This window comes from Lysinibacillus sp. JNUCC-52 (assembly GCF_015999545.1).
GTDB lineage: Bacteria > Bacillota > Bacilli > Bacillales_A > Planococcaceae > Lysinibacillus.
In genome coordinates, this window is the sequence record NZ_CP065546.1 from 4,296,097 (window position 1) to 4,319,008 (window position 22,912).

17 protein-coding genes are annotated in these 22,912 nt (G+C 38.1%); 15 read left to right on the forward strand and 2 right to left on the reverse strand.

Annotated elements, in window-relative coordinates; all coding sequences use genetic code 11:
• Positions 1–5: 5 nt before the first annotated feature.
• Positions 6–1,688 (reverse strand): sigma-54 interaction domain-containing protein, encoded by a 1,683-nt coding sequence (locus tag JNUCC52_RS21255; RefSeq protein ID WP_172772105.1) that lies wholly within the window; start codon positions 1,686–1,688, stop codon positions 6–8.
• A 289-nt stretch (positions 1,689–1,977) separates the two neighbouring features.
• Here JNUCC52_RS21255 and JNUCC52_RS21260 point away from each other — a divergent pair, with 289 nt between their 5' ends.
• The 8 genes from JNUCC52_RS21260 to hutH all read left to right on the forward strand — a co-directional run bounded on the left by JNUCC52_RS21260 (position 1,978) and on the right by hutH (position 12,838).
• The gene (locus JNUCC52_RS21260; RefSeq protein WP_337980761.1) at positions 1,978–3,693 is read left to right on the forward strand and encodes an N-tau-methylurocanate hydratase; all 1,716 of its coding nucleotides are present in this window, start codon (positions 1,978–1,980) and stop codon (positions 3,691–3,693) included.
• A gap of 78 nt (positions 3,694–3,771) precedes the next feature.
• Entirely contained in the window at positions 3,772–5,124 is a 1,353-nt protein-coding gene (locus JNUCC52_RS21265; protein WP_228134119.1) for a YjiH family protein, read from the forward strand.
• Positions 5,125–5,136: 12 nt separating this feature from the next.
• Positions 5,137–6,402 carry an imidazolonepropionase gene (gene hutI, locus JNUCC52_RS21270; RefSeq protein WP_337980762.1) on the forward strand — a complete coding sequence of 422 codons (1,266 nt, stop codon included), beginning with the start codon at positions 5,137–5,139 and terminating at the stop codon, positions 6,400–6,402.
• Between the two features lie 15 nt (positions 6,403–6,417).
• Positions 6,418–7,581, forward strand: a complete 1,164-nt coding sequence (locus JNUCC52_RS21275) for a M20/M25/M40 family metallo-hydrolase (RefSeq protein ID WP_337980763.1) — start codon at positions 6,418–6,420, stop codon at positions 7,579–7,581.
• 16 nt (positions 7,582–7,597) lie between these two features.
• Positions 7,598–8,776, forward strand: a complete 1,179-nt coding sequence (locus JNUCC52_RS21280; RefSeq protein ID WP_337980764.1) for a M20 metallopeptidase family protein — start codon at positions 7,598–7,600, stop codon at positions 8,774–8,776.
• 12 nt (positions 8,777–8,788) lie between these two features.
• Complete coding sequence (locus JNUCC52_RS21285) at positions 8,789–9,958, forward strand: hypothetical protein (RefSeq protein ID WP_172772101.1); 1,170 nt, start codon at positions 8,789–8,791, stop codon at positions 9,956–9,958.
• Between the two features lie 20 nt (positions 9,959–9,978).
• Complete coding sequence (locus tag JNUCC52_RS21290; RefSeq protein WP_337980765.1) at positions 9,979–11,295, forward strand: Na+/H+ antiporter family protein; 1,317 nt, start codon at positions 9,979–9,981, stop codon at positions 11,293–11,295.
• 37 nt (positions 11,296–11,332) lie between these two features.
• The gene (hutH, locus tag JNUCC52_RS21295) at positions 11,333–12,838 is read left to right on the forward strand and encodes a histidine ammonia-lyase (protein WP_337980766.1); all 1,506 of its coding nucleotides are present in this window, start codon (positions 11,333–11,335) and stop codon (positions 12,836–12,838) included.
• Between the two features lie 456 nt (positions 12,839–13,294).
• Here hutH and rpoN read toward each other — a convergent pair whose 3' ends face one another.
• Entirely contained in the window at positions 13,295–14,560 is a 1,266-nt protein-coding gene (rpoN, locus tag JNUCC52_RS21300; protein ID WP_337980767.1) for an RNA polymerase factor sigma-54, read from the reverse strand.
• A gap of 559 nt (positions 14,561–15,119) precedes the next feature.
• On the opposite strand from rpoN, the gene JNUCC52_RS21305 reads away from it, so the two are divergent.
• From JNUCC52_RS21305 to prmA, 7 genes are all read left to right on the forward strand, one after another.
• The gene (locus JNUCC52_RS21305; RefSeq protein WP_337980768.1) at positions 15,120–15,512 is read left to right on the forward strand and encodes a YhfM domain-containing protein; all 393 of its coding nucleotides are present in this window, start codon (positions 15,120–15,122) and stop codon (positions 15,510–15,512) included.
• 246 nt (positions 15,513–15,758) lie between these two features.
• Complete coding sequence (gene hemW / locus JNUCC52_RS21310) at positions 15,759–16,904, forward strand: radical SAM family heme chaperone HemW (protein WP_172772096.1); 1,146 nt, start codon at positions 15,759–15,761, stop codon at positions 16,902–16,904.
• Between the two features lie 89 nt (positions 16,905–16,993).
• The gene (hrcA, locus tag JNUCC52_RS21315; RefSeq protein WP_172772095.1) at positions 16,994–18,022 is read left to right on the forward strand and encodes a heat-inducible transcriptional repressor HrcA; all 1,029 of its coding nucleotides are present in this window, start codon (positions 16,994–16,996) and stop codon (positions 18,020–18,022) included.
• Positions 18,023–18,039: 17 nt separating this feature from the next.
• Positions 18,040–18,606, forward strand: a complete 567-nt coding sequence (gene grpE, locus JNUCC52_RS21320; protein ID WP_172772094.1) for a nucleotide exchange factor GrpE — start codon at positions 18,040–18,042, stop codon at positions 18,604–18,606.
• A 75-nt stretch (positions 18,607–18,681) separates the two neighbouring features.
• A complete protein-coding gene (gene dnaK / locus JNUCC52_RS21325; RefSeq protein ID WP_172772093.1) occupies positions 18,682–20,520 on the forward strand; it encodes a molecular chaperone DnaK in 1,839 nt (612 codons plus the stop codon).
• 241 nt (positions 20,521–20,761) lie between these two features.
• The gene (dnaJ, locus tag JNUCC52_RS21330) at positions 20,762–21,883 is read left to right on the forward strand and encodes a molecular chaperone DnaJ (RefSeq protein ID WP_172772092.1); all 1,122 of its coding nucleotides are present in this window, start codon (positions 20,762–20,764) and stop codon (positions 21,881–21,883) included.
• A 21-nt stretch (positions 21,884–21,904) separates the two neighbouring features.
• Positions 21,905–22,846 carry a 50S ribosomal protein L11 methyltransferase gene (prmA, locus tag JNUCC52_RS21335; protein WP_172772091.1) on the forward strand — a complete coding sequence of 314 codons (942 nt, stop codon included), beginning with the start codon at positions 21,905–21,907 and terminating at the stop codon, positions 22,844–22,846.
• Positions 22,847–22,912 lie beyond the last annotated feature (66 nt).

Consider the following 22,912-nt stretch of genomic DNA (forward strand, 5'->3'; position numbering starts at 1 on the left):
ACGTTTTATATAAGCTCTTCTTTTTGAATCGCGAGTTTTTTCATATGATATTGCAACGATTGTCGGGAAATATTTAATTGTTTCGCAGCAGCTGATATATTTCCATCACACTGTTGTAGCACTTTTCGTATATACTGTTCTTCATTTGTATGCATAAGTGCTTTGAAAGGGCGTTTTTTAGATGGGGCCGCTTTTATTGAAATTTTATTTTTTAAATAACGTGGCAGCATATCTTCTGTAATATCGCTGTCAGAGCTCGCTTGAATTACAAGGTTTTCAATTAAGTGCTCCAGTTCACGTACATTGCCAGGCCAATCGTAAGCAACAAGAATTTGATAAAGGTCAGGCTTAATCGTGATATTTGCCTTCATATATTTCAGCACATTTTTATGTAAAAAATGCTGAATAAAGAAAAGGATATCCTCTGGTCTCTCACGTAACGGGGGGATATATATACTTGAATGGGCTATACGATAAAATAAGTCAAGCCGCATTCGCTCACCAGCAGTTAGTAGCTCTGGATCTTCATTGGATGCACTAAACACCGTACATTCAATAGGAATAAGTGTATTACTGCCCACTCGTCGAACAGCACGTTCTTGCAGGACACGCATTAATTTTGGTTGAAGCTCCATTGGTAATGAATTAATTTCATCTAGAAAAAGAGTGCCATCTTTGGCATATTCAAAAAGACCTTCTTGGTTGGTAGCACCAGTAAAAGCCCCTTTAACCGAGCCAAAGAGCGTGCTCTCTAACAATGTAGCAGGGATGGCAGCACAGTTTATGGCAACGAAGGGCTTTGTTACACGAGGGCTTAAATTATGCATGCTTTGGGCAAACAATTCTTTACCTGTGCCAGTTTCCCCAACTATTAATGTATCCGTATTATAATTAGCAATATTTTTCGCTTCAGATATTGTTTGAAGGAGCTCGTGACTGTTCCCTTTGATATCTTGAAATGTGTAAATCGTTCCATTATTCCGTTTGACTTCTTCAGGTACTTCCATTGTCTCACGTTTGGAATCCAATGTTTGTTGTAATTGATTTCGTAAGCTTTTTTCCGTATGGGTAATTGAAAAAACACCAATGGTTTTATTATCCTTTTGAATAGGGAACGAACTGTAACCTACAAATTTAGGTTCATTTTCTGAATAGGCATGTGCTCTATATTTCGTATAAATGGGTTTAGCTGTTTTTAAAATATGATTATGCTCTGATAGTCTACGATCTTGATAGTTATACGCATCCCACAGCTTCTTGCCAAGCATGTCCTCTTTTTTATGCTCCTCCATTTTAGCGAGTGCCTCATTGTAATAAATAATGTCCCCGTCTTCATTGCTCACAATAATCCCTTCATCTAAATGCTCTATAATTTCCTCTAGCACAAAAACTTTATTTTGTAAGGAATGCTGGAAATCTACTAAGTTTTCTACAGATACAATATACAATTGCTCTGGAAAATAAAAAGGCTCTATTGTGAAAGATAGAAGCTGGTCTTGTATTTGCAATTGTTGCGGTTGATGCAAGCTTGTCACGTCAATGGCAGCGAAGAAATCTATTGGCATATCAACTTGGATATTTAACGAGATACTTTCATTGAAATGCCACCATTTCACCTTGAATGATTTGTCTACTGCAATGATATTCGCGCCTAAAAAAGCTGTGTAACGCTGCAATTCGTTGTTCATACAAAAACCTACTTTCTCTCGTTATTTTGCATGCAAAATTTATCTGCTTTGCTCTTTATCGTATCACAATTATTTTCTGAATAAAAACAATATACAGAATATTAAAAGGTGCAAAATATATCTGCATACACTTTCCATTTCGTGACAATAACGACGATTGAATGTGAATGTACATCATTTGAGAAACAGCATGTATTTCACATTTTTAAAATTTTTTTGAGTGTTTTGGAAAGTTGGCACACTATTTGCATTATTAAAGTGTGTAGTCACAAAAAAGGAGGAATTTTCAATGACAAAACCAGAAATTTTATATTCAGTAAAGGCTCAGCGAGGAAATACATTACGATGCAAAGGATGGCGCCAAGAAGTTATTTTAAGAATGCTAGAAAATAATATGGAAAATGCCGAAAAACCTGAAGAGCTCGTGATTTACGGGGGGATTGGGAAGGCAGCTCGTAACTGGGAGTCCTACCATGCCATTGTAGATTCCTTAAAAAATTTAGAAGATGATGAAACGCTTGTTGTACAGTCGGGGATGCCAGTTGCTGTTTTTAAAACACATAAATATGCACCAACTGTTGTTATGGCAACGACAAATATTATGAAAGCAGATTGGCCAACATTTTATGATTTACAAGAAAAGAACTTAACGATGTATGCCAATTATACAGCGGCACCTTGGGAATATATCGGTACACAAGGCGTTATTCAAGGTACATTTGAAACGCTTTCGGCAATTGCACGATTGCATTATAACGACTCACTTGTTGGGAAAATTTTATTGACTGCTGGTGCAGGAGGTATGGGTGGCAACCAGACACGTGCGATGACAATGCACGGAGGTGTCGCTATTTTATGTGATTCCAATATTGATATTATTAATCGTCGCATTGAAAAGGGCTTTATTGACATTGTTGTAGATTCTTTAGAAGAGGCGATTGAACTAGCAAAAACGAAAGCGGCTGCTGGCGAAGCGCTTGGTATAGCAGTAGTAGGGAATGCAGCAGATATTTTCGAAAAAACATTAGAAATTGGCTTTTTACCTGATATAGCAACTTCCATGACACCTGCCCATGACCCGATTGCCTATTTACCAGCTGGTTACAGTGTCGAAGAGGCTGACGCGCTACGTGAAAAAGATCGTCTTGCATACTTAGAAAAAGCACGCCATACGATGATTCGCGAGCTGAAGGCATTAATAGCTTTATTAGATAAAGGTGTACATTCGTTTGAATATGGCACAAGTATTCGTAAAGAGTGCATTGATGCTGGATTTGATGAGAAGGAGGCAAAGCGTTTGCCAGGATTTGTAGCAGAATATATCCGTCCATTATTCTGTGAGGGGCGTGGGCCTTTCCGTTGGATTTGCATGTCAGGCGAGGCAGAGGATTTACGCAAAATTGACGATATGATTTTAGAGAAGTTTAGTGATGATTTCCTTGTTACGCGCTGGATTAAGCTTGCGAAGGAGCATATTCCGATAGAAGCATTACCTGCTCGAATTTGTTATATGGGCTTTGGACAGCGTAAAAAGTTCGCATTGGAAGTTAACGATATGATTAGACGAGGGGAGTTAAGTGGCCCAGTTGCCTTCTCCCGCGATAATTTAGACTCTGGTTCCATTGTCAATCCAACATTTGAATCTGAAAATATGAAGGATGGCGGAGATTTAATTTCTGACTGGCCAGTATTAAATGGTTTATTAAATGCAGTTGGTATGTGTGACTTAATTGCGCTTCAAGCTAACTATTCAATGGGAGAGGCTGTGCATACAGGTGTGACGATGATTGCTGATGGAACAGAGGAATCGGATATGCGCTTAGAAGTAGCAATGACAGTGGATTCAGGTATTGGCGTTGTGCGACATGCACAAGCAGGTTATGAAACTGCAAAAGATGTAGCGAATGGGAAAGGAAAATTAACGGATGAAAGTATTCAAATCCCATTATGGTGGGAACCGACTGCAACTTTTGGTCCGAAAGATTTAGTAAAAGAAAAAGTGTAATGCATTTTTAGGAAAGAGGCCAGTGCAATAAACAATAAGAGATGCTGGCCTCTTGTTAGTTTAAAAGGAGGAATGTACATGAAAAAAGCTGATATGTCACCTGTGGATTTTGACAACTTTCTAGAAGGTGTATCGCATCAATATAAAAAGTCAGCCATCTACAAATTTTTTGCTTTTAGCTTATTTGGTATTTTCATGTTCTTTATCTCTATCACCCTAAATGGTAAAAAAACAATACCGCTTGATCATTTAGTGACATTTATTCGTACACAGTTTTCGTCAGCCATTGTTTACTATATTTTAATCATTGTTATTGCTGGCGCCGTTTATCCTTTTTATAAAAGAACGTGGAATCGATCGGTAGTAGAAATAGTAATCTCTCTATTAAAAATAATCGGTGCAATTGCCTCTATATTAGTTGTCTTTAAAGTTGGTCCGAGCTGGCTTTTAGCTGCAGATATGGGACCCTATTGGTATAACTCACTGCTTACACCAATCGGAGTATTAGTTCCAATTGGTGCCATATTTTTAGCTATGTTGGTAGGCTATGGATTGTTGGAGTTTATCGGTATTATAGTGCAGCCAATTATGCGGCCAATTTGGAAAACGCCTGGTCGATCGGCGATTGATGCGGTTGCCTCATTTGTCGGTAGCTATTCTATCGGTTTATTAATTACGAATCGCATTTATAAGGAAGGAAAATATACAACAAAGGAAGCGGTGATTATTGCTACTGGATTTTCGACCGTTTCAGTTACCTTTATGATTGTCGTTGCAAAAACACTAGGTCTAATGGATATTTGGAATCTTTATTTTTGGGTGACGTTTCTTGTGACATTTTTAGTAACAGCCATCAGTGTTCGGATTTGGCCTATTCGAAATATGAGTACGGACTATTACAACCAGATGGATGGGGATGTAGAGAAAATTGTAAAAGAAAAACGTTTGCAATGTGCATGGAGAGAGGCGTTACAAACAGCTGAGAATGCACCGAATCTGTGGCAAAGTATGAAGGACAATGTGAAAGATGGTTTAGTGATGGCTATGGGGATTTTACCAACAATTATGTCCATTGGCTTAATCGGTTTATGGCTTGTTAATAATACACCTATCTTTGATTATGCTGCTTACTTGTTTGTACCTATTACCTATTTACTGCAAATGACAGAGCCGTTAATAGTGGCAAAAGCGGCCGTCATTAATTTAATTGATATGTTTTTACCTTCACTTGTAGCTATAGATAGTGCTATAGAGACGCGATTTATTGTTGGAACTTTATCGATATCTGCCATTCTCTTTTTCTCTGCATTAATTCCTTGTATTCTATCAACGGAAATTCCCATTTCTTTAGGCAAGATGATTGCAGTATGGTTTGTACGAACGGTTTTAACGCTCATTATCGTCACGCCTATCGCCTATATACTTTTGTAAAGGAGTGGTCGTGTGTTAAAAAGACCAGACATGATTATTCAAAATGCAGCACAAATATTACCTTGTACAGGTGATAGCATGCAAGACTTTCAAGTGTTAACCAATCAGGCAATCGTTATAGATGGACAAAAAATTATCGATATTTGTAGCCATCAACAGCTTGAACAACGCTATGTAGTGGATGCTACTAACAGTATTGATGCAAGTGGGAAAGTAGTGGCTCCTGGTTATATTGATGCACATACACATCTGGTGTTTCATGGTAGTCGAGTTGAAGAGTATGCCGCTAAACTTACTGGAAATATAGAAGAAAATTTAAAAAAGCTTGCTATTACGACAGGACCAAATCGAACAATCGAACTTACGCGAGATACTTCAGAGGAGGAGCTTTTCGAACAAGCGAAAAAACGAATATTGACGATGCTTAAGCATGGTACAACAACGGTAGAGAGTAAAAGTGGCTACGGTTTAACACTAGAAAGTGAGCTAAAAATTTTACGAGTAGGTCGACGCTTAAGCGATCTTACTCCTCTTGATGTAGTCAATACATTTTTAGGAGCGCACGGGATTCCAGATCATTTAACAAAGGAACAATATGTGGATGAAATTGTTGAAGTGATGATTCCGCAAGTAGCCCAACATCATTTAGCAGAGTTTTGTGATGTTTGGTGTGATGAAGGCTATTTTACTGAGCTTGAATCCGAACGTATTTTACAAGCGGGCTTAGCACATGGATTATTACCTAAAATTCATGCGGATGCCTATTCGTATATCGGCGGTTCAGATTTAGCTGCGCGCATGAAAATGATTTCCATTGACCATCTCAATTACACACCAGAAGATGTTATGACACAACTAGCGAAGGCTGGAGTTGTCGGTGTATTAATGCCTGCATTAGATTTCGCTGTTGCCCATAAGAAACCATTTGAAGCGCGGAAAATGCTTGATAAAGGTATGCAAATAGCACTAGCAACAGATATGTGCCCTGCTTGTTATACGACTTCTATGTCCTTTGTAATTAATTTAGCATGTAGACTCTATCAATTTTCAGTAGAGGAAGCAATTAAGGCGGCGACAAAAATGGCTGCAAAGGCTCTAAATCTTACAGATCGAGGAACAATAGAAGTTGGTAAAATGGCAGATCTTCAAATATGGGATGTACCAAATTACAAGTATGTAGCATATGAACTTGGAACGAATATTGTAGAGACGGTTATTAAAAGCGGGCAAATTGTTATAAGTAATGGGACATGGGCAAAGGAAGGCACATTTAGTTAGAAGGGAGAATTAGTAATGACAATTGAATTTGCATCGAAAGCAGCGTCATATGTAAATGAAGAAAAGTTAGTACAATTATTTTTAGAAATGGCTAAAATTAATGGCCCAAGTAGTAAGGAGAGTCTAGTAGCAGCATTTTTAAAAGAGACATTACCAAAGCTTGGCTTTCAATTAACATTCGATGAAGCACATGAACATTTTAATGGTGAAGTTGGGAATCTAATTGCTTGGCATCCGGGAACGGATAATACGATTCCGCCATTATTTTTTTCTACACATATGGATACGGTGTTACCAACCGAGCACCTCAAACCTATTATCAAGGAAGGGATTATTTATTCAGATGGTACGACGATTTTAGGGGCGGATGATCGGGCGGCACTAGCTTCTTATATCGAAGCAATGCGCGCTATTATTGAAAGTGATGTCCCGCATGGTCCAATTGAATTCATTTTAACAGTAAATGAACAAGCAGGTTTAGTTGGTGCAAAATATATGGATTATAACAAGATTAAAAGTAAAAATGGATATATCTTTGATAGTAGCGGGGATGTTGGTCAAATCATTTTACAAGGTCCTTTCAGTAGTAGAATTTGGTTCACTGTGAAAGGCAATGCCGCCCATATAGCGCTCAATGCAGAGGCAGGAAATAATGCATTTATTATTGCTTCCGAAGGGTTGTTATCAATGGAGCTTGGAGAAATTGATAGTGAAACATTAGCAAATGTAGGGATTATAAGTGGTGGAGAACTAACTTCAATAATACCAGGTTCAGTGACGCTTGGTGGCGAAGTAAGAAGTTTTTCAAAGGAGAAGCTGGACGCACAATTGCAACATATGCAACTAGCGATGGAAAGAGCAGCACAGAAATTTCAGGGGACGGTCGAGGTTAACATTGAAGAAAAGTATTTGGGCTTTAATATTTCTGAGGAAGATGATCTTGTGAAAACGGTAAAAAAAGCGGCTGATAATATTTGCGTTTCATCCTATTTAACAAAAACATTAGGTGGCGCAGATACGAATGTATTAAATGAACATGGATTAACATGTATTACGCTCGGAAACGGATTTCAGAATATTCACTCTTTTAGAGAAAATATTAGTATTGAAAACTTAGTTAATACGGGTAGATTAACTGCTGCATTAATTGAGCAGTGGTATGAACTCCATAAAAATTAAAGGAGGAGAGTGTTACATGTCAAGCACTTTAAATGTAGCGAAAGAAATAGAGCAAGTAGTGCCGCAAATTTTACAGTGGAGAAGATATTTACATGAAAACCCTGAACTGTCGTATGAAGAATATGCTACTGCAGATTTTGTTTACAATCAGTTAATCTCTTTTGGAAATTTAGTCGTAACGAGGCCGACAAAAACAAGTGTGTTAGCTGTTTTAAAGGGGACTTTACCAGGAGATTGTTTGGCATTCAGAGCAGATATGGATGCTTTGCCGATACAAGAAGAAACAGATTTACCGTTCGCTTCTAAAGTAGCGGGTGTAATGCACGCTTGTGGTCATGATGGTCATACTGCTATGTTACTAGGCGCTGCTAAAATTTTATCTACGTTGCAGCAATCTTTAAAAGGGGAAATTCGCTTCATCTTTCAACATGCTGAGGAATTATTTCCAGGAGGCGCTAAAGAGATGGTAGCAGCTGGTGTAGTGGATGGTGTTGATCGCATAATAGGATTGCATTTATTTTCTACGCTTCCAACAGGCAAAATAGGCATTTGTGCAGGCCCTTTTACAGCCAATTCAGATACGTTTGATTTAGAAATAATCGGAAAGGGAGGCCACTCCTCTCAGCCTCATGATTCTATTAATCCGATTTTAATAGGATCGCAAATTACAAATGTATTACACCATATCATTCCGCAAAAAGTGAATGCAGAAGAACGAGCGGTACTTGCGGTGACAGAGTTTCATGCGGGTAGCGCCAAAAATATTATCCCTGATCGCTTAGTAATAGGTGGAAGTGTCCGAACATTCTCGCAGCAAGTGAGAGAACGGATTGCCCAACAAATAGCCATGCAAGTTCAGCATACGGTTGCTGCACATGGTGCTGATTATAATTTTACGTACAATGATGGTTATTCATCAGTAATAAACGATGAACAATTAACTGCCGTAGTGGAAGGGGTTATCCAACAGCATTTTCCTTCCGATACCATTTTGCACATAGGGCCATTTATGGGCGGAGAAGATTTCTCGGCATTTTTAACAAAAGTACCTGGTGTATTTATCGCGATTGGAGCAGCGTTTGATGATGAAACATTAAATTATCCTCATCATCATCCTAGATTTGCAGTAAATGAAGATTCATTAGCAATTGGATTAAAACTTTTTGTTCATTCAGCTTTAACATTAAATAGTTAAAGGGGAGATTAAATGGTTCAAGAACCTGTAATTGCAGCGATGATTATTTTAGGGCTCGTTGCGCTAGGAGAAATCATTTCCGTTATTAGTAAAGCAAGAGTGCCAATGCTTTTTGTGGCAATGATGGGCTATTTAATTTTGTTATGGCTAGGGATATTTCCGAAAGATTTGCTTGAAAACTCGACATTTTTAACGGTTGGCGCTTTATTAGGAACGGCACCTATTTTAGTTCATATGGGTACTTTAATTCCATTACGAATGATTCGCTCCCAATGGAAAGTAGTGTTAATTGCAATAATGGGTATGTTTTTTGCTTCACTCTTTATTTTAACAATTGTGACCGTCCTTTTTGATTATCAAACTGCTGTTGCAGGTACGGGACCATTAAATGGGGGTATTATTGCGGTTTTAATTACATCTGAGGGGATAAAAGAATTGGGGTTTGTCAGCTTATTGACCATCCCTGCACTAATTATGGCTTTGCAGTCGTTAATTGGAATTCCACTAGCAAATTTATTGTTACGCAAACATGCAACTGTGATTAGTGAGCAAATAAAAAGCGGTTCGTATGTAGCCTCCAACACTGTTGCATTTGGGCAAGAAGATAATGATCAATTAATCGTTCCTAAAAAGTTTCAAACGCCTTTAGTATTACTGTTTATGTTGTTTATTGGTGGGGCGCTAGCCGTAGTTTTAGCCAAATTAACTGGAATTCCGTATAGCTTATGGGCGTTGGCGATAGGTATTATCGGTCGGTTAGTGAAATTTTATCCTGAACGTGTTATGGAGAAATCAAATAGTTTTACCGTTGGGATGGCAGGAATTATTTTCATCGTTATTGGGATGATGAACGATATTACATTTGAGATGTTTATTGATAAATTACCTGCTGTATTAACAATTCTTTTCGTAGGAGTAACTGGCATTTTATTAGGGGGGTTACTAGGATCTAAGTTATTAAAGGTGAATCCTTTTCTTGGGATTCCAGTTGCTTTAACGTCTACATTCGGCTTTCCAGGTGATTACATTGTATGTGAGGAAGTCAGTAGAAGCATTGGTAAAACGGAAGAAGAGCAAAGAAAAATCTTTAATGAAATTTTAACACCAATGCTCGTTGGAGGGTTTACGACGGTAACCTTGGGAAGTGTTATTATTGCAAGTATTTTGATTAAAACAATATAAAACAGACAGTGGGGATGTAGATGTTAGATAATCCTGTTTTAATCTCAGTCATTGTGTTATCCATTTTAAGTTTATGTGGTATTCACGTATTATTTGCTTTATTAATTGCGGCTATTGTTGCAGGGCTTGTTGCTGGTTTATCGCTCTCTGAATCACTTTCAATTTTTATTGGTGGAATGGGAGGTCAATCTGAGACGGCATTAAGTTATATATTGTTAGGAATCTTTGCGGCATTAATTGCGCATTCTGGTTTAGCAAACATTCTGATACAAAAATTATTGTCACTCGAAAAGCCTAATAAATACATTTTAATCTTTGCGTTGGCAATCATTGCGTGTTTATCAGGAACACTGATTCCCGTACATATTGCCTTTATTCCAATATTGATACCACCACTTTTATTTTTCTTTAATCAATTAAAAATGGATCGTCGTGCATTAGCATCAGCGCTAACATTTGGCTTAAAAATGCCCTACTTGTGGATTCCTGTTGGCTATGGATTAATATTTCAAGGAATTATTGCTAATGAGATGACAGCCAATGGCATGGCCATTGTTCAAAGCCAAATACCAAAAGCGATGGCTATTCCTGCTATTGGTATGTTCGTTGGTTTAGCGATTGCTGTATTTGTTTCCTACAGAAAACCGCGAGAGTATAAGCAACTAGAAGAGGATATTAAAGACTATGAGCAAGCAAAATTAGAAAATAAAAAGGCATCCATGGATACGAAAGGATGGATAGCGATCGTTGCCATTTTTGTAGCACTGGGCATTCAATTATCATTAAGCTCATTAGTATTAGGCGCATTATCAGGCATTATCATTATGTTTATAGGCCGTGTAGTGTTTATTAAGGATAGTGAAGAAGTGGTCCAAAATGGCGTCAAACTAATGGGGGTTATTGCTTTTATTATGCTAATTGCCTCAGGCTATGCAACGATTTTAAAAGAAACAAATGCTATTACGGAGCTTGTAGAGGCAATGACTGGTATGACAGGACAAAGCAAACTTATAACAGCTATCCTTTTATTATTTATCGGTTTACTAGTAACAATGGGGATTGGCACATCTTTTGGCACCATTCCTATTTTAGCTGTAGTGTTCGTGCCGTTATGTGCGGCAGTTGGGTTTAGTGCGCTTGCAACAGCTGCGCTAATTGGAACAGCAGGTGCATTAGGGGATGCGGGTTCCCCTGCCTCTGATAGTACATTAGGTCCGACATCAGGGTTGAATGCAGATGGACAGCACAATCATATTTGGGATACTTGTGTACCTACATTCTTACATTATAATATCCCTTTATTTATTTTTGGCATAATCGCTGCAATGGTTTTATAGAAAAAAAGTCGTAACAATCAAAGGGGTGGAGTTCTAGATGGAAGTTATTCAGTTGGATGGTCATACATTGACGATAACGCAAATTGATCAAATAGCGAGGGGGCATGCTCAAGTTGCCATTGCACCAAGCGCTTTAGAAAGAGTGCAAGCAAGCCGTGCTCGAATTGAACAAAGATTAGCGGATGGACATACTATTTATGGTGTAAATACAGGCTTTGGGAAACTAAGCGATGTCCAAATTGCCGACGAGGATAATGAATTATTACAATTAAATTTGCTACGCGCTGACGCGGTTGGTGTAGGGGTGCCATTGGATACAGCAGTTGTTCGTTCAATGATGGTTTTACGTGCCAATGCTTTAGCGAAAGGATACTCTGGCATACGGCAAGCAACACTTCAATTACTAGTGGATTTAATTAATCATCATGTTCATCCTATTGTCCCTTCCCAAGGATCAGTTGGAGCAAGTGGTGATTTAGCCCCTCTGTCACATATCGCATTAGTTTTGATTGGAGAGGGCAAGGCAGAAGTAAATGGACATGTTATGTCAGGGCAGGAAGCATTAGCAAAAGTGGGGTTAACAGCTGTCCGACTGCAAGCGAAAGAAGGACTTGCATTAATAAATGGGACACAGGCGATGACTGGTATAGGGGTAATGACAATTAAAGAAGCGGAACGTCTTGGCTATATAGCAGATATGGCAGCCTGTCTCACAATGGAAGCGTTACAGGGCATTATTTCTGCATTTGATGCTGATTTATTGGCTGTGCGCCCTCATGCTGAACTTGCTATGGTTGGTAATCGAATTCGAAAGTGGTTAACTGGTAGTCAAAGGATAACGACGCAAGGTGCAGTCCGTATGCAGGATGCCTATTCAATACGTTGTGTGCCGCAAGTTCATGGTGCATCTTGGCAATGTTTTGATTATGTCCAGCAACGTTTGCAGACGGAAATCAATGCAACGACAGATAACCCGATTGTATTAGAAAATGGTGAGGTGTTATCTGGTGGTCATTTCCACGGGCAGCCGATTGCACTTGCAATGGATTTTTTAAAAGTAGGCGTAGCGGAGTGGGCGAATATTTCTGAGCGAAGAACGGAACGTTTAGTGAATCCTCAATTAAGTGGATTATCACCATTTTTAGCAACAGATCCAGGACTTGAATGTGGTTTAATGGTCGTACAATATGTTGCAGCATCTCTTGTTTCTGAGAACAAAGTACTTGCGCATCCATCGAGTGTCGATTCTATTCCTACTTCTGGCAATCAAGAGGATCATGTCAGTATGGGGACAACTGCGGCAAGGCAAGCACGACAAATTGTGCATAATAGTGCACGGGTGCTTGCCATTGAATTAATCGCCGCTTCTCAAGCTATTTATTTAGAGCAAGCAGAAGAGCAATTAGCACCTACAACACGTAAATATTTAAATATCATACGTTCGTTTTGCCCACCATTAGAAGGGGACAAAGCGATTGGTGAAGAAACAGAGGCACTGGCAAACTATTTATTAAATAGTAATGATATTTTAACGATTGGGTAGAAATTGTTTGAGTGCCTAGCGCTTAGGATTTAAAGAATATAAATAATTCAAACAAAATTATATTAAAAAGAACTATAACGCCAACAATTATTAATACACTCTGTGTAGCAATATCTAGAATGAAGATTATTGTTATTAATATTATCATTGCAATAAGTATTTCTATATAACCTTTTTTTCTAACATTCATTAAATCAGCTCCTAAACTAATTTAAGTTGATATTATATTGGGCATTCTGTTCAACTTAAAGCTTTGCTTTATAGTTGAAGCATAAAACCCTCAGTTAGAAGTCATTTAATATTTATGAAATTTTATATGTTACCCTTGAACATTACCACTGAAATAGAAATCAAAGCATCGAAAATAAAGAGAGTACGGGAACGTTTTTCGTTCTCGTACTCTCTCATTCGTTTTCGTTTCGAAAGTACTTCGAACGTTACGTGTTGAGTGAACCATTATAATTCCTTACGTTTGCTCGCTGCTTGTATTCCTAGTTCCTCGCGATACTTGCTGATCGTGCGTCTCGCAATTTGAATTTGATGGGAGTTTGCTAGTATTTCAGCAATCTTTTGATCAGATAATGGCTTTTGTTTATTTTCTGCTGTAATAATATTTTTAACCATTTCTAAGATGGAAGTTTGAGAATGTTGCGCTTGCATATTGTCAATTTTTGAAGAAAATAAATCTTTCCATAAATACGTTCCAGCAGGTGTTTGAATACGTTTGTTGCGAATTGCTCGGCTTACTGTTGAAACATGCATATCGATTTTCGTTGCGACATCTTGTAGGGTAAGCGGTTTCAAAGAAGAGAAACCATGAATGAAAAATGCTTGCTGATGCTCTAAAACTACAGACATTATTTGAATAATTGTTTGTCGACGTTGCTGTAAGCTATGTATAAGCCAGTTATAATGCTTGAAATGTTGTTTTACATATTTTTGCTCAGATTGAGGTAAAAAAGAAGTGATGTTTTTATAGCTTTCATCGAGTTGAACTATCGGTAATGAGCCATCATTTAAACTAAAGTGTAATGTCCCGTCTTCAAGAAAAACGATAATGTCAGGAGTGACATACAACGTATCATTCTCTTGGCTCAACGTACAAGGTACTGGTGTTAGTTGTTGTAGCCGATGAATGCAATTTGATAATTGTTCCTTTGATAGCTGCAGCGATTTCTGTAGAGCTAGGAATTTTCGTTCGGCTAACAGAGATAAACCGCTTTGGATAAGCTGTTGTAAATCAAAGTCTTTCTCTTCAATTTGCAACAAAAGACATTCTTGCAAATTACGTGCACCTACTCCAGCTGGACCAATTTGCTGTAATAATTGAATGGCGCGATTATGCTGTTGTACTGAAAGATGGCCAATCTGTAGTGGCGAATACCCTTTATGATCTAAGTGCATAATTACTGTTTGGGTAAGTCGTATATCTTCCCCCTCAAAAGTGAGTGCAGCTAATTGGAATAACTCCTCACGATAGTTTGGTTCCGCCCTCTTTGTATAAAATTCGTTGGGCATAGTTGAAGCAGAGTTATAGGTAGCACTAAAAACTCTCTCCTGAAAAGTTGGCGATTGTAGATCAATTAATGGATTTTCTAATTGTTGTTCATAAAGAAATTGCTCTAATTCATAGGCATTGTATTGTAGTAATTCAATAGACTGCTGTAATTGAGGTGTCATCATCACTTTCTGTTGTTGTTGTAGCTTTAAACTCGGGTCCATTATGATTCCTCCTGTCTATCACTTTTTCTTATCATATCATATAACTGAGTGAATTTTCAGAAAAATATCAACTATATACTAGTTTTTCTGTATTACTTTTAGAAGATTAATTTACATAAAAAAGAACGGCATAATGCCGTTCTATCAAAATAATTTTCATTTAATATAAAGCACCGTTTTTAGAGATGCTTACTGTAAAATTAGTCGTAAATGGGATAACGACACCTTGGTAAGTATAGTTGCCAGCAAAGAGGCGAAATGAAAGATCTATAGAACATGGAGCACGGACAATTCAAGTTATGATGAGAATTTTGAAAGACAAAATAACGATTAAATCATCATAAATTTAACAAGTTCTCCAGGTTTAAAGGTACTAAGCTAAAACCTCTCCTGAAATGTCGGAGTAGGTGAAATAATCTATATATATTTTAAGCTGTTCGATAAATTGGGTCAATTTTTATGTTATGAATAAAAAAGTAATCCTTATAATTGTAAAAAAGGTTTGTTTCGTACGGATTTAATAGTAAAATAATGGTAAAAAGAGAGTGTGTATGAAAAATTGAGAATATTTGTTTTATTATTATGTATTCTGTCTGTCATTGTTATTGCATGCCAATCAAATGAAAGTGTAAATATTTCAAAGGTCAGTATCTCTATATCAAGTGGTTTCGGTAAAGTGAATGCTAATTTTTTTGGAGAATATGAAGATAATAATACGCTCGATATATTTAACAATGCCTTCGCTAGCGCTGTAAAGAGAGAGGGGATAGTAGATATGACTGAGCCTGAATTTGATTTAAAGGTCATTTATACAGATGGAACTAAGCAAGGTTATCATCTATGGCTAGGGGAAAAAGGACAAAAAAGTGCCTTAATGAAGGTGGATGATACACACGTTACTTATGCCATCCCAGAAGAAATAACAGATCAGTTAATTAAACTTCTTAAATAATATTTTACTCCAAAGCTTTTGCTAGGAGGTCTTTTCTTTTATTCGAAAGGTCTTTAAAGCAACCATTAATGGATTCTTTCTATTAATAACAATTCAATGAGTTCACATATTATTGAAAGTTTATTGTCAATTTGTACTAACTCGTTTTTACTGTCGTTCATGTATCTGGATGGATTCATGGCGTTCTCCATAACGTTTGTTTATAATGGGGAAATGGAAAAACTCAACTAGAAAGAAGGGATAGCTATGGCACGAGGTGTTTACATTCATATTCCTTTTTGTCATCAAATCTGCAACTATTGCGATTTCAATAAGTTTTACTTTAAAAATCAACCTGTAGATGAATATATCGAAACGCTAGGCAAGGAGATGGCGCTTGCGACGGAAAAATATCCACATAGTTTTACCCAAATAGAAACGATTTTTCTTGGTGGAGGCACACCAACTGCTTTATCTCCAGATCAATTGACAAGGCTGCTCAAACTGATTCGCACGTATATTCCGATGGACAGTGTGACAGAATTTACATCAGAGGCAAATCCAGATGAACTATCTGAGGCAAAAATGCATGCCCTGTTTAATGGAGGCGTTAATCGTTTAAGCATGGGCGTGCAATCATTCGATCAGGAATTATTAAAAAAAATTGGCCGCACACATAGCAATGCACATGTCTATGACACAATTGCACTTGCAAAAAAGGTTGGTTTTAAAAATGTAAGCATCGATTTAATGTATGGCTTGCCAGGCCAAACAATGGAGCAATGGAAGGATACACTAGAAAAAGCGTTCGCACTTGACCTTCCGCATTTTTCAGCGTACTCCCTTATAGTGGAACCAAAGACGATTTTTTATAACCAATATGCAAAAGGGAAGTTAAGTTTACCGACGGAAGATATAGAAGCAGATATGTATGATGTCCTCATGCAAGAGATGCAATCGCATGGCCTTCTGCAATATGAAATTAGCAATTTTGCAAAGACTGATTATGCTTCGACTCATAATAAAATCTATTGGGAAAATGATGAATATGCTGGTTTTGGTGCAGGCGCACATGGCTATATAAATGGTGTACGCTATTCAAATCATGGTCCTTTAAAAAAATATATGGATGCTGTAAGTGCAGGGGATTTGCCTATTATGCAGGACCATGTGGTGACTGAGACTGAACAGCGAGAAGAGCAAATGTTTTTAGGACTGCGTAAAACGGAAGGGATTGCGCACGCTATATATGAAGAAAGATTTAAAGAGCCGATGATGAATCGCTATGGACAAGTTATAGATAAATTAGTATTAGAAGGTTTATTAGAGCATGATAAAGTAGGTATTCGTCTTACGCGCAAGGGGCGTTTTGTTGGAAATGAAGTTTTTCAACAATTTTTACTAGAAGATTGAGCGATATCGTTGACAGAAAATGTGGGATTTGATAACTTAATAATAGTATTAGCACTCCTCTTGGTTGAGTGCTAACAGAGGTGATAATCATGCTAACAAATCGGCAATTACAGATATTGCAAGTAATCGTAGATGATTTTATTATGTCTGCACAGCCGGTAGGTTCTCGCCAAATCTCAAAAAAACATGAGATTACATTTAGTCCAGCCACTATTAGAAACGAAATGGCGGATTTAGAGGAATTAGGTTTCTTAGAAAAAACACATACTTCCTCTGGTCGAGTGCCTTCGGAAAAGGGGTATAGATTTTATGTAGATCATTTGTTGAGTCCACAGGGCATTAATTCTAGGGATATTCAGCAGATTCAATCGATTTTCAATGAACGTCTAGTAGAAGTAGAGCACATTATCCGAAAATCAGCCAATATTTTATCAGAGCTGACATCGTATACATCGATTCTTTTAGGACCAGATGTCCAAAGACATCGAGTAAAACGTTTTTCTATTGTGCCACTCTCAAGTGATGCTGCAGTAGCGATTATCGTAACGAATAACGGTCATGTTGAGAATCGCATGTTTAGTTTACCACCTAATTTTACCGCTGCTGATTTAGAAAAAATGGTTAACATTTTAAATGAACGCTTAGTTGGCGTTTCATTAGATGAAATCCACAAAAAATTGGAAATTGAAATACCCGCCATTTTACAACAACATGTGCGATCTGCGGATGATTTTATCCATTCGCTCGTTTCAGCTACAATGCAAAATTCGGAAAGTAAAATTTTCTATGGTGGCAAGACAAATATGTTCAACCAGCCGGAATTTCACGATTTAAATAAAGTCCGAATGATACTGGACTTAATGGAAACGACTAGCCAAGTGCAGTCGCTCTTCCATCCGAACGAATCGGGTATTCATATTCGTATTGGCTCGGAAAATAAGCAGTTAGAAATGGAAAACTGTAGTGTCATAACAACGACTTATTCAATAGGTGATGATCAACAAGGAGCCATTGCAATTATTGGTCCTACACGCATGGATTACAAGCGTGTGGTTGCTTTGCTTGAAGTAATGCGCATGGATTTAACCCAAGCCTTTACGAAGAATCGTAGTGATTGATAATGAGGAGGATTTAAGTGACTGAAACAACTGAAAACAAAGATCTTGTACAAGAAAATGTACAAGCTGAAAACGAATCAACTGTCGAGCAAACAGAAACACAAGAAGTAGAACTAACAGTGGAAGAGCAGTATGAAGCAAAGCTAGCAGAGTTGCAAGCAAAGCTAGATGACGAGGAAAATCGTCACCTACGCTTACGTGCAGACTTCGATAATTTACGTCGTCGTTCTCAGCTTGATCGCGAGGCTGCCGAAAAATATCGTGCACAAAATCTATTATCGGATTTACTGCCAGTATTAGATAATTTTGAACGTGCTTTGCAAATTGAACCGACTTCTGAGGAAGCAGTATCAATCGTAAAGGGCATCGAAATGGTCTACCGCTCACTATTGGAAGCAACAGAAAAAGAAGGCTTACAAGTTATTAAGGCAGAAGGGGAACAGTTTGATCCAAACGTCCACCAAGCTGTTATGCAAGAACAAGATAGTGAAAAAGAACAAGGTGTAGTGTTACGTGAGCTGCAAAAAGGGTATCTTTTAAAAGATCGCGTATTACGCCCAACGATGGTATCTGTAAACGAATAGTCAAAGAGCATTAAGCAAAAATATTTTAGTTAATTAACGCAAATTTGCGTTTTAATAATAGGAGGAAATTTTACTATGAGCAAAATTATCGGTATTGACTTAGGAACAACAAACTCTTGTGTATCTGTACTTGAAGGCGGAGAACCAAAAGTTATTCCAAATCCAGAAGGAAATCGTACTACACCATCTGTAGTAGCATTTAAAAATGGTGAAAAACAAGTTGGTGAAGTAGCAAAACGCCAATCAGTGACAAATCCAAACACAATTATTTCAATCAAATCAAAAATGGGTACAGCTGAAAAAGTGAAAGTGGAAGAAAAAGAATACACACCACAAGAAGTTTCAGCAATGATTCTTCAATACTTAAAAGGTTATGCAGAAGATTACTTAGGTGAAAAAGTAACAAAAGCAGTAATTACTGTACCTGCTTACTTTAACGATGCGCAACGTCAAGCGACAAAAGACGCTGGTAAAATTGCTGGTCTTGAAGTAGAGCGTATTATTAACGAACCAACAGCTGCTGCACTTGCTTATGGTTTAGACAAACAAGATGTAGACCAAAAAGTTTTAGTATTCGACCTTGGTGGTGGTACATTCGACGTTTCTATTCTTGAATTAGGCGACGGTGTATTCGAAGTATTAGCGACAGCTGGTGACAACAAACTTGGTGGGGACGATTTCGATGATGCGGTAATCGAATATTTAGTAGCTGAATTCAAAAAAGAAAACGGCATCGACCTTTCTAAAGATAAAATGGCTATGCAACGTCTGAAAGATGCTGCTGAAAAAGCGAAAAAAGATTTATCAGGTGTAACTTCAACACAAATTTCTTTACCATTCATTACAGCTGGTGAAGCAGGTCCATTACACTTAGAAATCTCTTTAACTCGTGCGAAATTCGATGAAATTACATTACCATTAGTAAACCGTACGGTAGGTCCAGTACGACAAGCTTTATCTGATGCAGGCCTATCAACTTCTGAAATTGACCAAGTTATTTTAGTTGGTGGTTCTACTCGTATTCCTGCAGTACAAGAAGCTGTACGTAAAGAAACTGGTAAAGAGCCTCACCGTGGTGTTAACCCTGACGAAGTAGTAGCGATGGGTGCTGCAGTTCAAGGTGGCGTACTAACTGGTGACGTAAAAGACGTAGTATTACTTGATGTAACACCTCTTTCATTAGGTATTGAAACAATGGGTGGCGTGTTCACAAAATTAATCGATCGTAACACAACAATTCCTACATCTAAATCACAAGTATTCTCAACTGCGGCTGATAACCAACCAGCAGTAGATATTCACGTATTGCAAGGTGAACGTTCTATGGCAGCGGATAACAAAACATTAGGTCGCTTCCAATTAGCGGATATCCCACCAGCACCACGTGGTATTCCACAAATCGAAGTTACATTTGATATCGACAAAAATGGTATCGTTTCGGTTAAAGCGAAAGATTTAGGTACAAATAAAGAGCAAACAATTGTAATTCAATCTGATTCTGGTTTATCAGACGATGAAATCGAACGCATGGTAAAAGACGCTGAAGCGAATGCAGAAGCCGATGCAAAACGTAAAGAAGAAGCAGATCTTCGCAACGAAGCGGACCAATTAGTGTTCCAAGTTGATAAAACAATTGCTGACTTAGGTGAGCAAATTACAGAAGATGAGAAAAAATCTGTAGAAGATGCTCGTGATGAACTTAAAAAAGCGCTTGAAGCTGGTGAATTAGAAGGTATTAAAGCAGCGAAAGAAAAATTAGAAGGCGTATTACAGCCTCTAGTAATGAAAGTATACGAACAAGCGGCAGCTGCAGCACAAGCAGCTCAAGGTGGCGAGGCAGGTCCAGATGCTGGAGCTGATAAAAAAGACGACATCGTAGACGCTGACTTTGAAGAAGTAAAAGACGACAAATAAGAAATTATCAACATAACAGTAAAGTGAAGAAGCCAAAGACCGCTTGCGGCTTTGGCTTTTCTCTTTCTATACAATTATTTCTTGAGTTTGAATAGACGAAATTGAAGTGGCAAGGGCTTGTCAATTCGACTATGAAGCTTAGAAATATGGATAGAAAAGTGAAAATTATGGCGAAAATAGAGGCAGTTTTTTAGACTGCATGTTACAATAGATTTTATGCAAAAAGAGCGGAGTGTGAATCATGGAGAAACGCGATTATTACGAGGTGCTTGGTTTAACGAAATCGGCTTCTAAAGATGACATTAAAAAGGCATACCGTAAATTATCAAAACAATACCATCCTGATCTAAATAAAGAGCCAGGTGCAGATGAAAAATTCAAAGAAATTGCTGAAGCTTATGAAGTATTAAGTGACGATCAGAAAAAAGCGCGCTACGACCAATTTGGACACGAAGATCCAAATGCAGGTTTTGGAGGCGGCGGTTTCGGAGGCGGCGGCTTTGGCGGCTTCGAGGATATTTTCAGTTCATTCTTTGGCGGTGGTGGACGCCGACAAGACCCGAATGCACCACGTAAAGGTGACGATCTGCAATACCGTATGAATATTAAATTTGAGGAAGCGATTTTTGGGAAAGAAACAGAAATTGAAATTCCTAAAGACGAAACATGTGAAACATGTCATGGTTCTGGTGCAAAACCAGGTACAACTCCTGAAACATGTTCTACTTGTAAAGGTGCAGGACAAATTAATCAGGCTGTTGATACACCATTTGGCCGCATGATGAATCGTCGTACTTGTACGACATGTCACGGAACAGGTAAAATCATTAAAGAAAAATGTTCAACTTGTCGCGGTGAAGGTAAAGTTCAAAAACGTAAAAAAATTAAAGTGTCCATTCCTGCAGGGGTTGATGATGGTCAACAAATTCGTGTAACAGGTCAAGGTGAACCAGGTATTAACGGTGGTCCAGCTGGTGACTTATACATTATGTTCCGCGTTCAAGGGCACAATGAATTCGAACGCGATGGCGATGATATTTACTACGAATTAAAATTAACATTCCCTCAGGCAGCATTAGGGGATGAAATTGAAGTACCTACTGTACATGGTAAAGTGAAATTACGTATTCCAGCGGGTACACAATCAGGTGCACAATTCCGCTTGAAAGATAAAGGTGTAAAAAATGTTCATGGTTATGGAACAGGTAACCAATATGTAACTGTTAGAGTTATGACGCCAGAAAAATTAACAGAGAAACAAAAACAATTACTACGTGAATTTGCAGAAATTAGTGGCGATATTCCAGAAGAACAAGGAAGCTCACTATTTGATAAAATCAAGAAAAAATTCCAAGGTGAATAATTAGAGGAGCTGAAGAGCTACGTGAAGTGGTCAGAACTATCCATTCATACAAAAAATGAAGCGGTGGAAGCAATTTCAAATATTTTGCATGAAGCAGGAGCTAGCGGTGTTGTAATTGAGGATTCAGCTGAATTCGCGAAGCCACGTGAAGATCAGTATGGTGAGATTTACGCGCTAAATGAAGATGATTTTCCAAAAGAGGGCGTTATCGTTAAAGCTTACTTATCAGAGTCTAGCTTTTTAAATGAAACAGTTGAAGAAATCAAGGCAGCGATTACGAATTTAACGAATTTCAACATTGATATCGGAGAAAATGTTGTTTCGATTGTAGAAGTGAACGAGGAAGATTGGGCGACAGCGTGGAAACAATACTATCACCCAGTTAAAATTTCGGAACGTTTTACAATTGTACCGACATGGGAAGACTATACACCAGTTTCAACGGATGAATTAATCATTGAGTTAGATCCTGGTATGGCATTCGGTACAGGAACACACCCAACAACGGTTATGTGCTTACAAGGTCTTGAGAAAGTCGTAAAAGAAGGCGACACGGTTGTCGATATTGGCACAGGCTCTGGTGTTCTTTCGATTGGTGCAGCAATGCTTGGCGCAAAAAGTGTGCATGCACTAGATTTAGATGAAGTGGCTGTACGTTCTGCCCAAGAAAATGTTGCGTTAAATAAAGTAAGCGATAAAGTTGAAGTTTTCCACGGTAACTTATTAGATACTGTGAAAGAGCCAGCTGATGTTGTAGTTGCAAACATTTTAGCAGAGATTATTATGTCCTTTACTGACGATGCATTTACAATTGTTAAACCAGGCGGATTATATGTCACTTCAGGCATCATCGGAGCGAAACGAGATGATGTGAAAGCAGCACTTGAAGCTTCAGGCTTTGTTATTGAAGAAGTATTATTAATGGAAGATTGGGTAGCAATTATCGCTCGTCGACCACAATAAATTGACCAAGAAAGCGCCAAATCGTGAGCCGAGTGCTTACGGCTTGGCGTTTTCGTTATCAGAAAG

Coding starts and splice junctions, on each gene's coding strand:
- JNUCC52_RS21265 (WP_228134119.1), top strand. CDS start 3,772: ATGAAAAAAGCTGATATGTCACCTGTGGATTTTGACAACTTTCTAGAA.
- JNUCC52_RS21255 (WP_172772105.1), bottom strand. CDS start 1,688: ATGAACAACGAATTGCAGCGTTACACAGCTTTTTTAGGCGCGAATATC.
- hutH (WP_337980766.1), top strand. CDS start 11,333: ATGGAAGTTATTCAGTTGGATGGTCATACATTGACGATAACGCAAATT.
- hemW (WP_172772096.1), top strand. CDS start 15,759: ATGGCACGAGGTGTTTACATTCATATTCCTTTTTGTCATCAAATCTGC.
- JNUCC52_RS21280 (WP_337980764.1), top strand. CDS start 7,598: ATGTCAAGCACTTTAAATGTAGCGAAAGAAATAGAGCAAGTAGTGCCG.
- rpoN (WP_337980767.1), bottom strand. CDS start 14,560: ATGGACCCGAGTTTAAAGCTACAACAACAACAGAAAGTGATGATGACA.
- dnaK (WP_172772093.1), top strand. CDS start 18,682: ATGAGCAAAATTATCGGTATTGACTTAGGAACAACAAACTCTTGTGTA.
- JNUCC52_RS21285 (WP_172772101.1), top strand. CDS start 8,789: ATGGTTCAAGAACCTGTAATTGCAGCGATGATTATTTTAGGGCTCGTT.
- dnaJ (WP_172772092.1), top strand. CDS start 20,762: ATGGAGAAACGCGATTATTACGAGGTGCTTGGTTTAACGAAATCGGCT.
- JNUCC52_RS21260 (WP_337980761.1), top strand. CDS start 1,978: ATGACAAAACCAGAAATTTTATATTCAGTAAAGGCTCAGCGAGGAAAT.
- hrcA (WP_172772095.1), top strand. CDS start 16,994: ATGCTAACAAATCGGCAATTACAGATATTGCAAGTAATCGTAGATGAT.
- JNUCC52_RS21275 (WP_337980763.1), top strand. CDS start 6,418: ATGACAATTGAATTTGCATCGAAAGCAGCGTCATATGTAAATGAAGAA.
- JNUCC52_RS21290 (WP_337980765.1), top strand. CDS start 9,979: ATGTTAGATAATCCTGTTTTAATCTCAGTCATTGTGTTATCCATTTTA.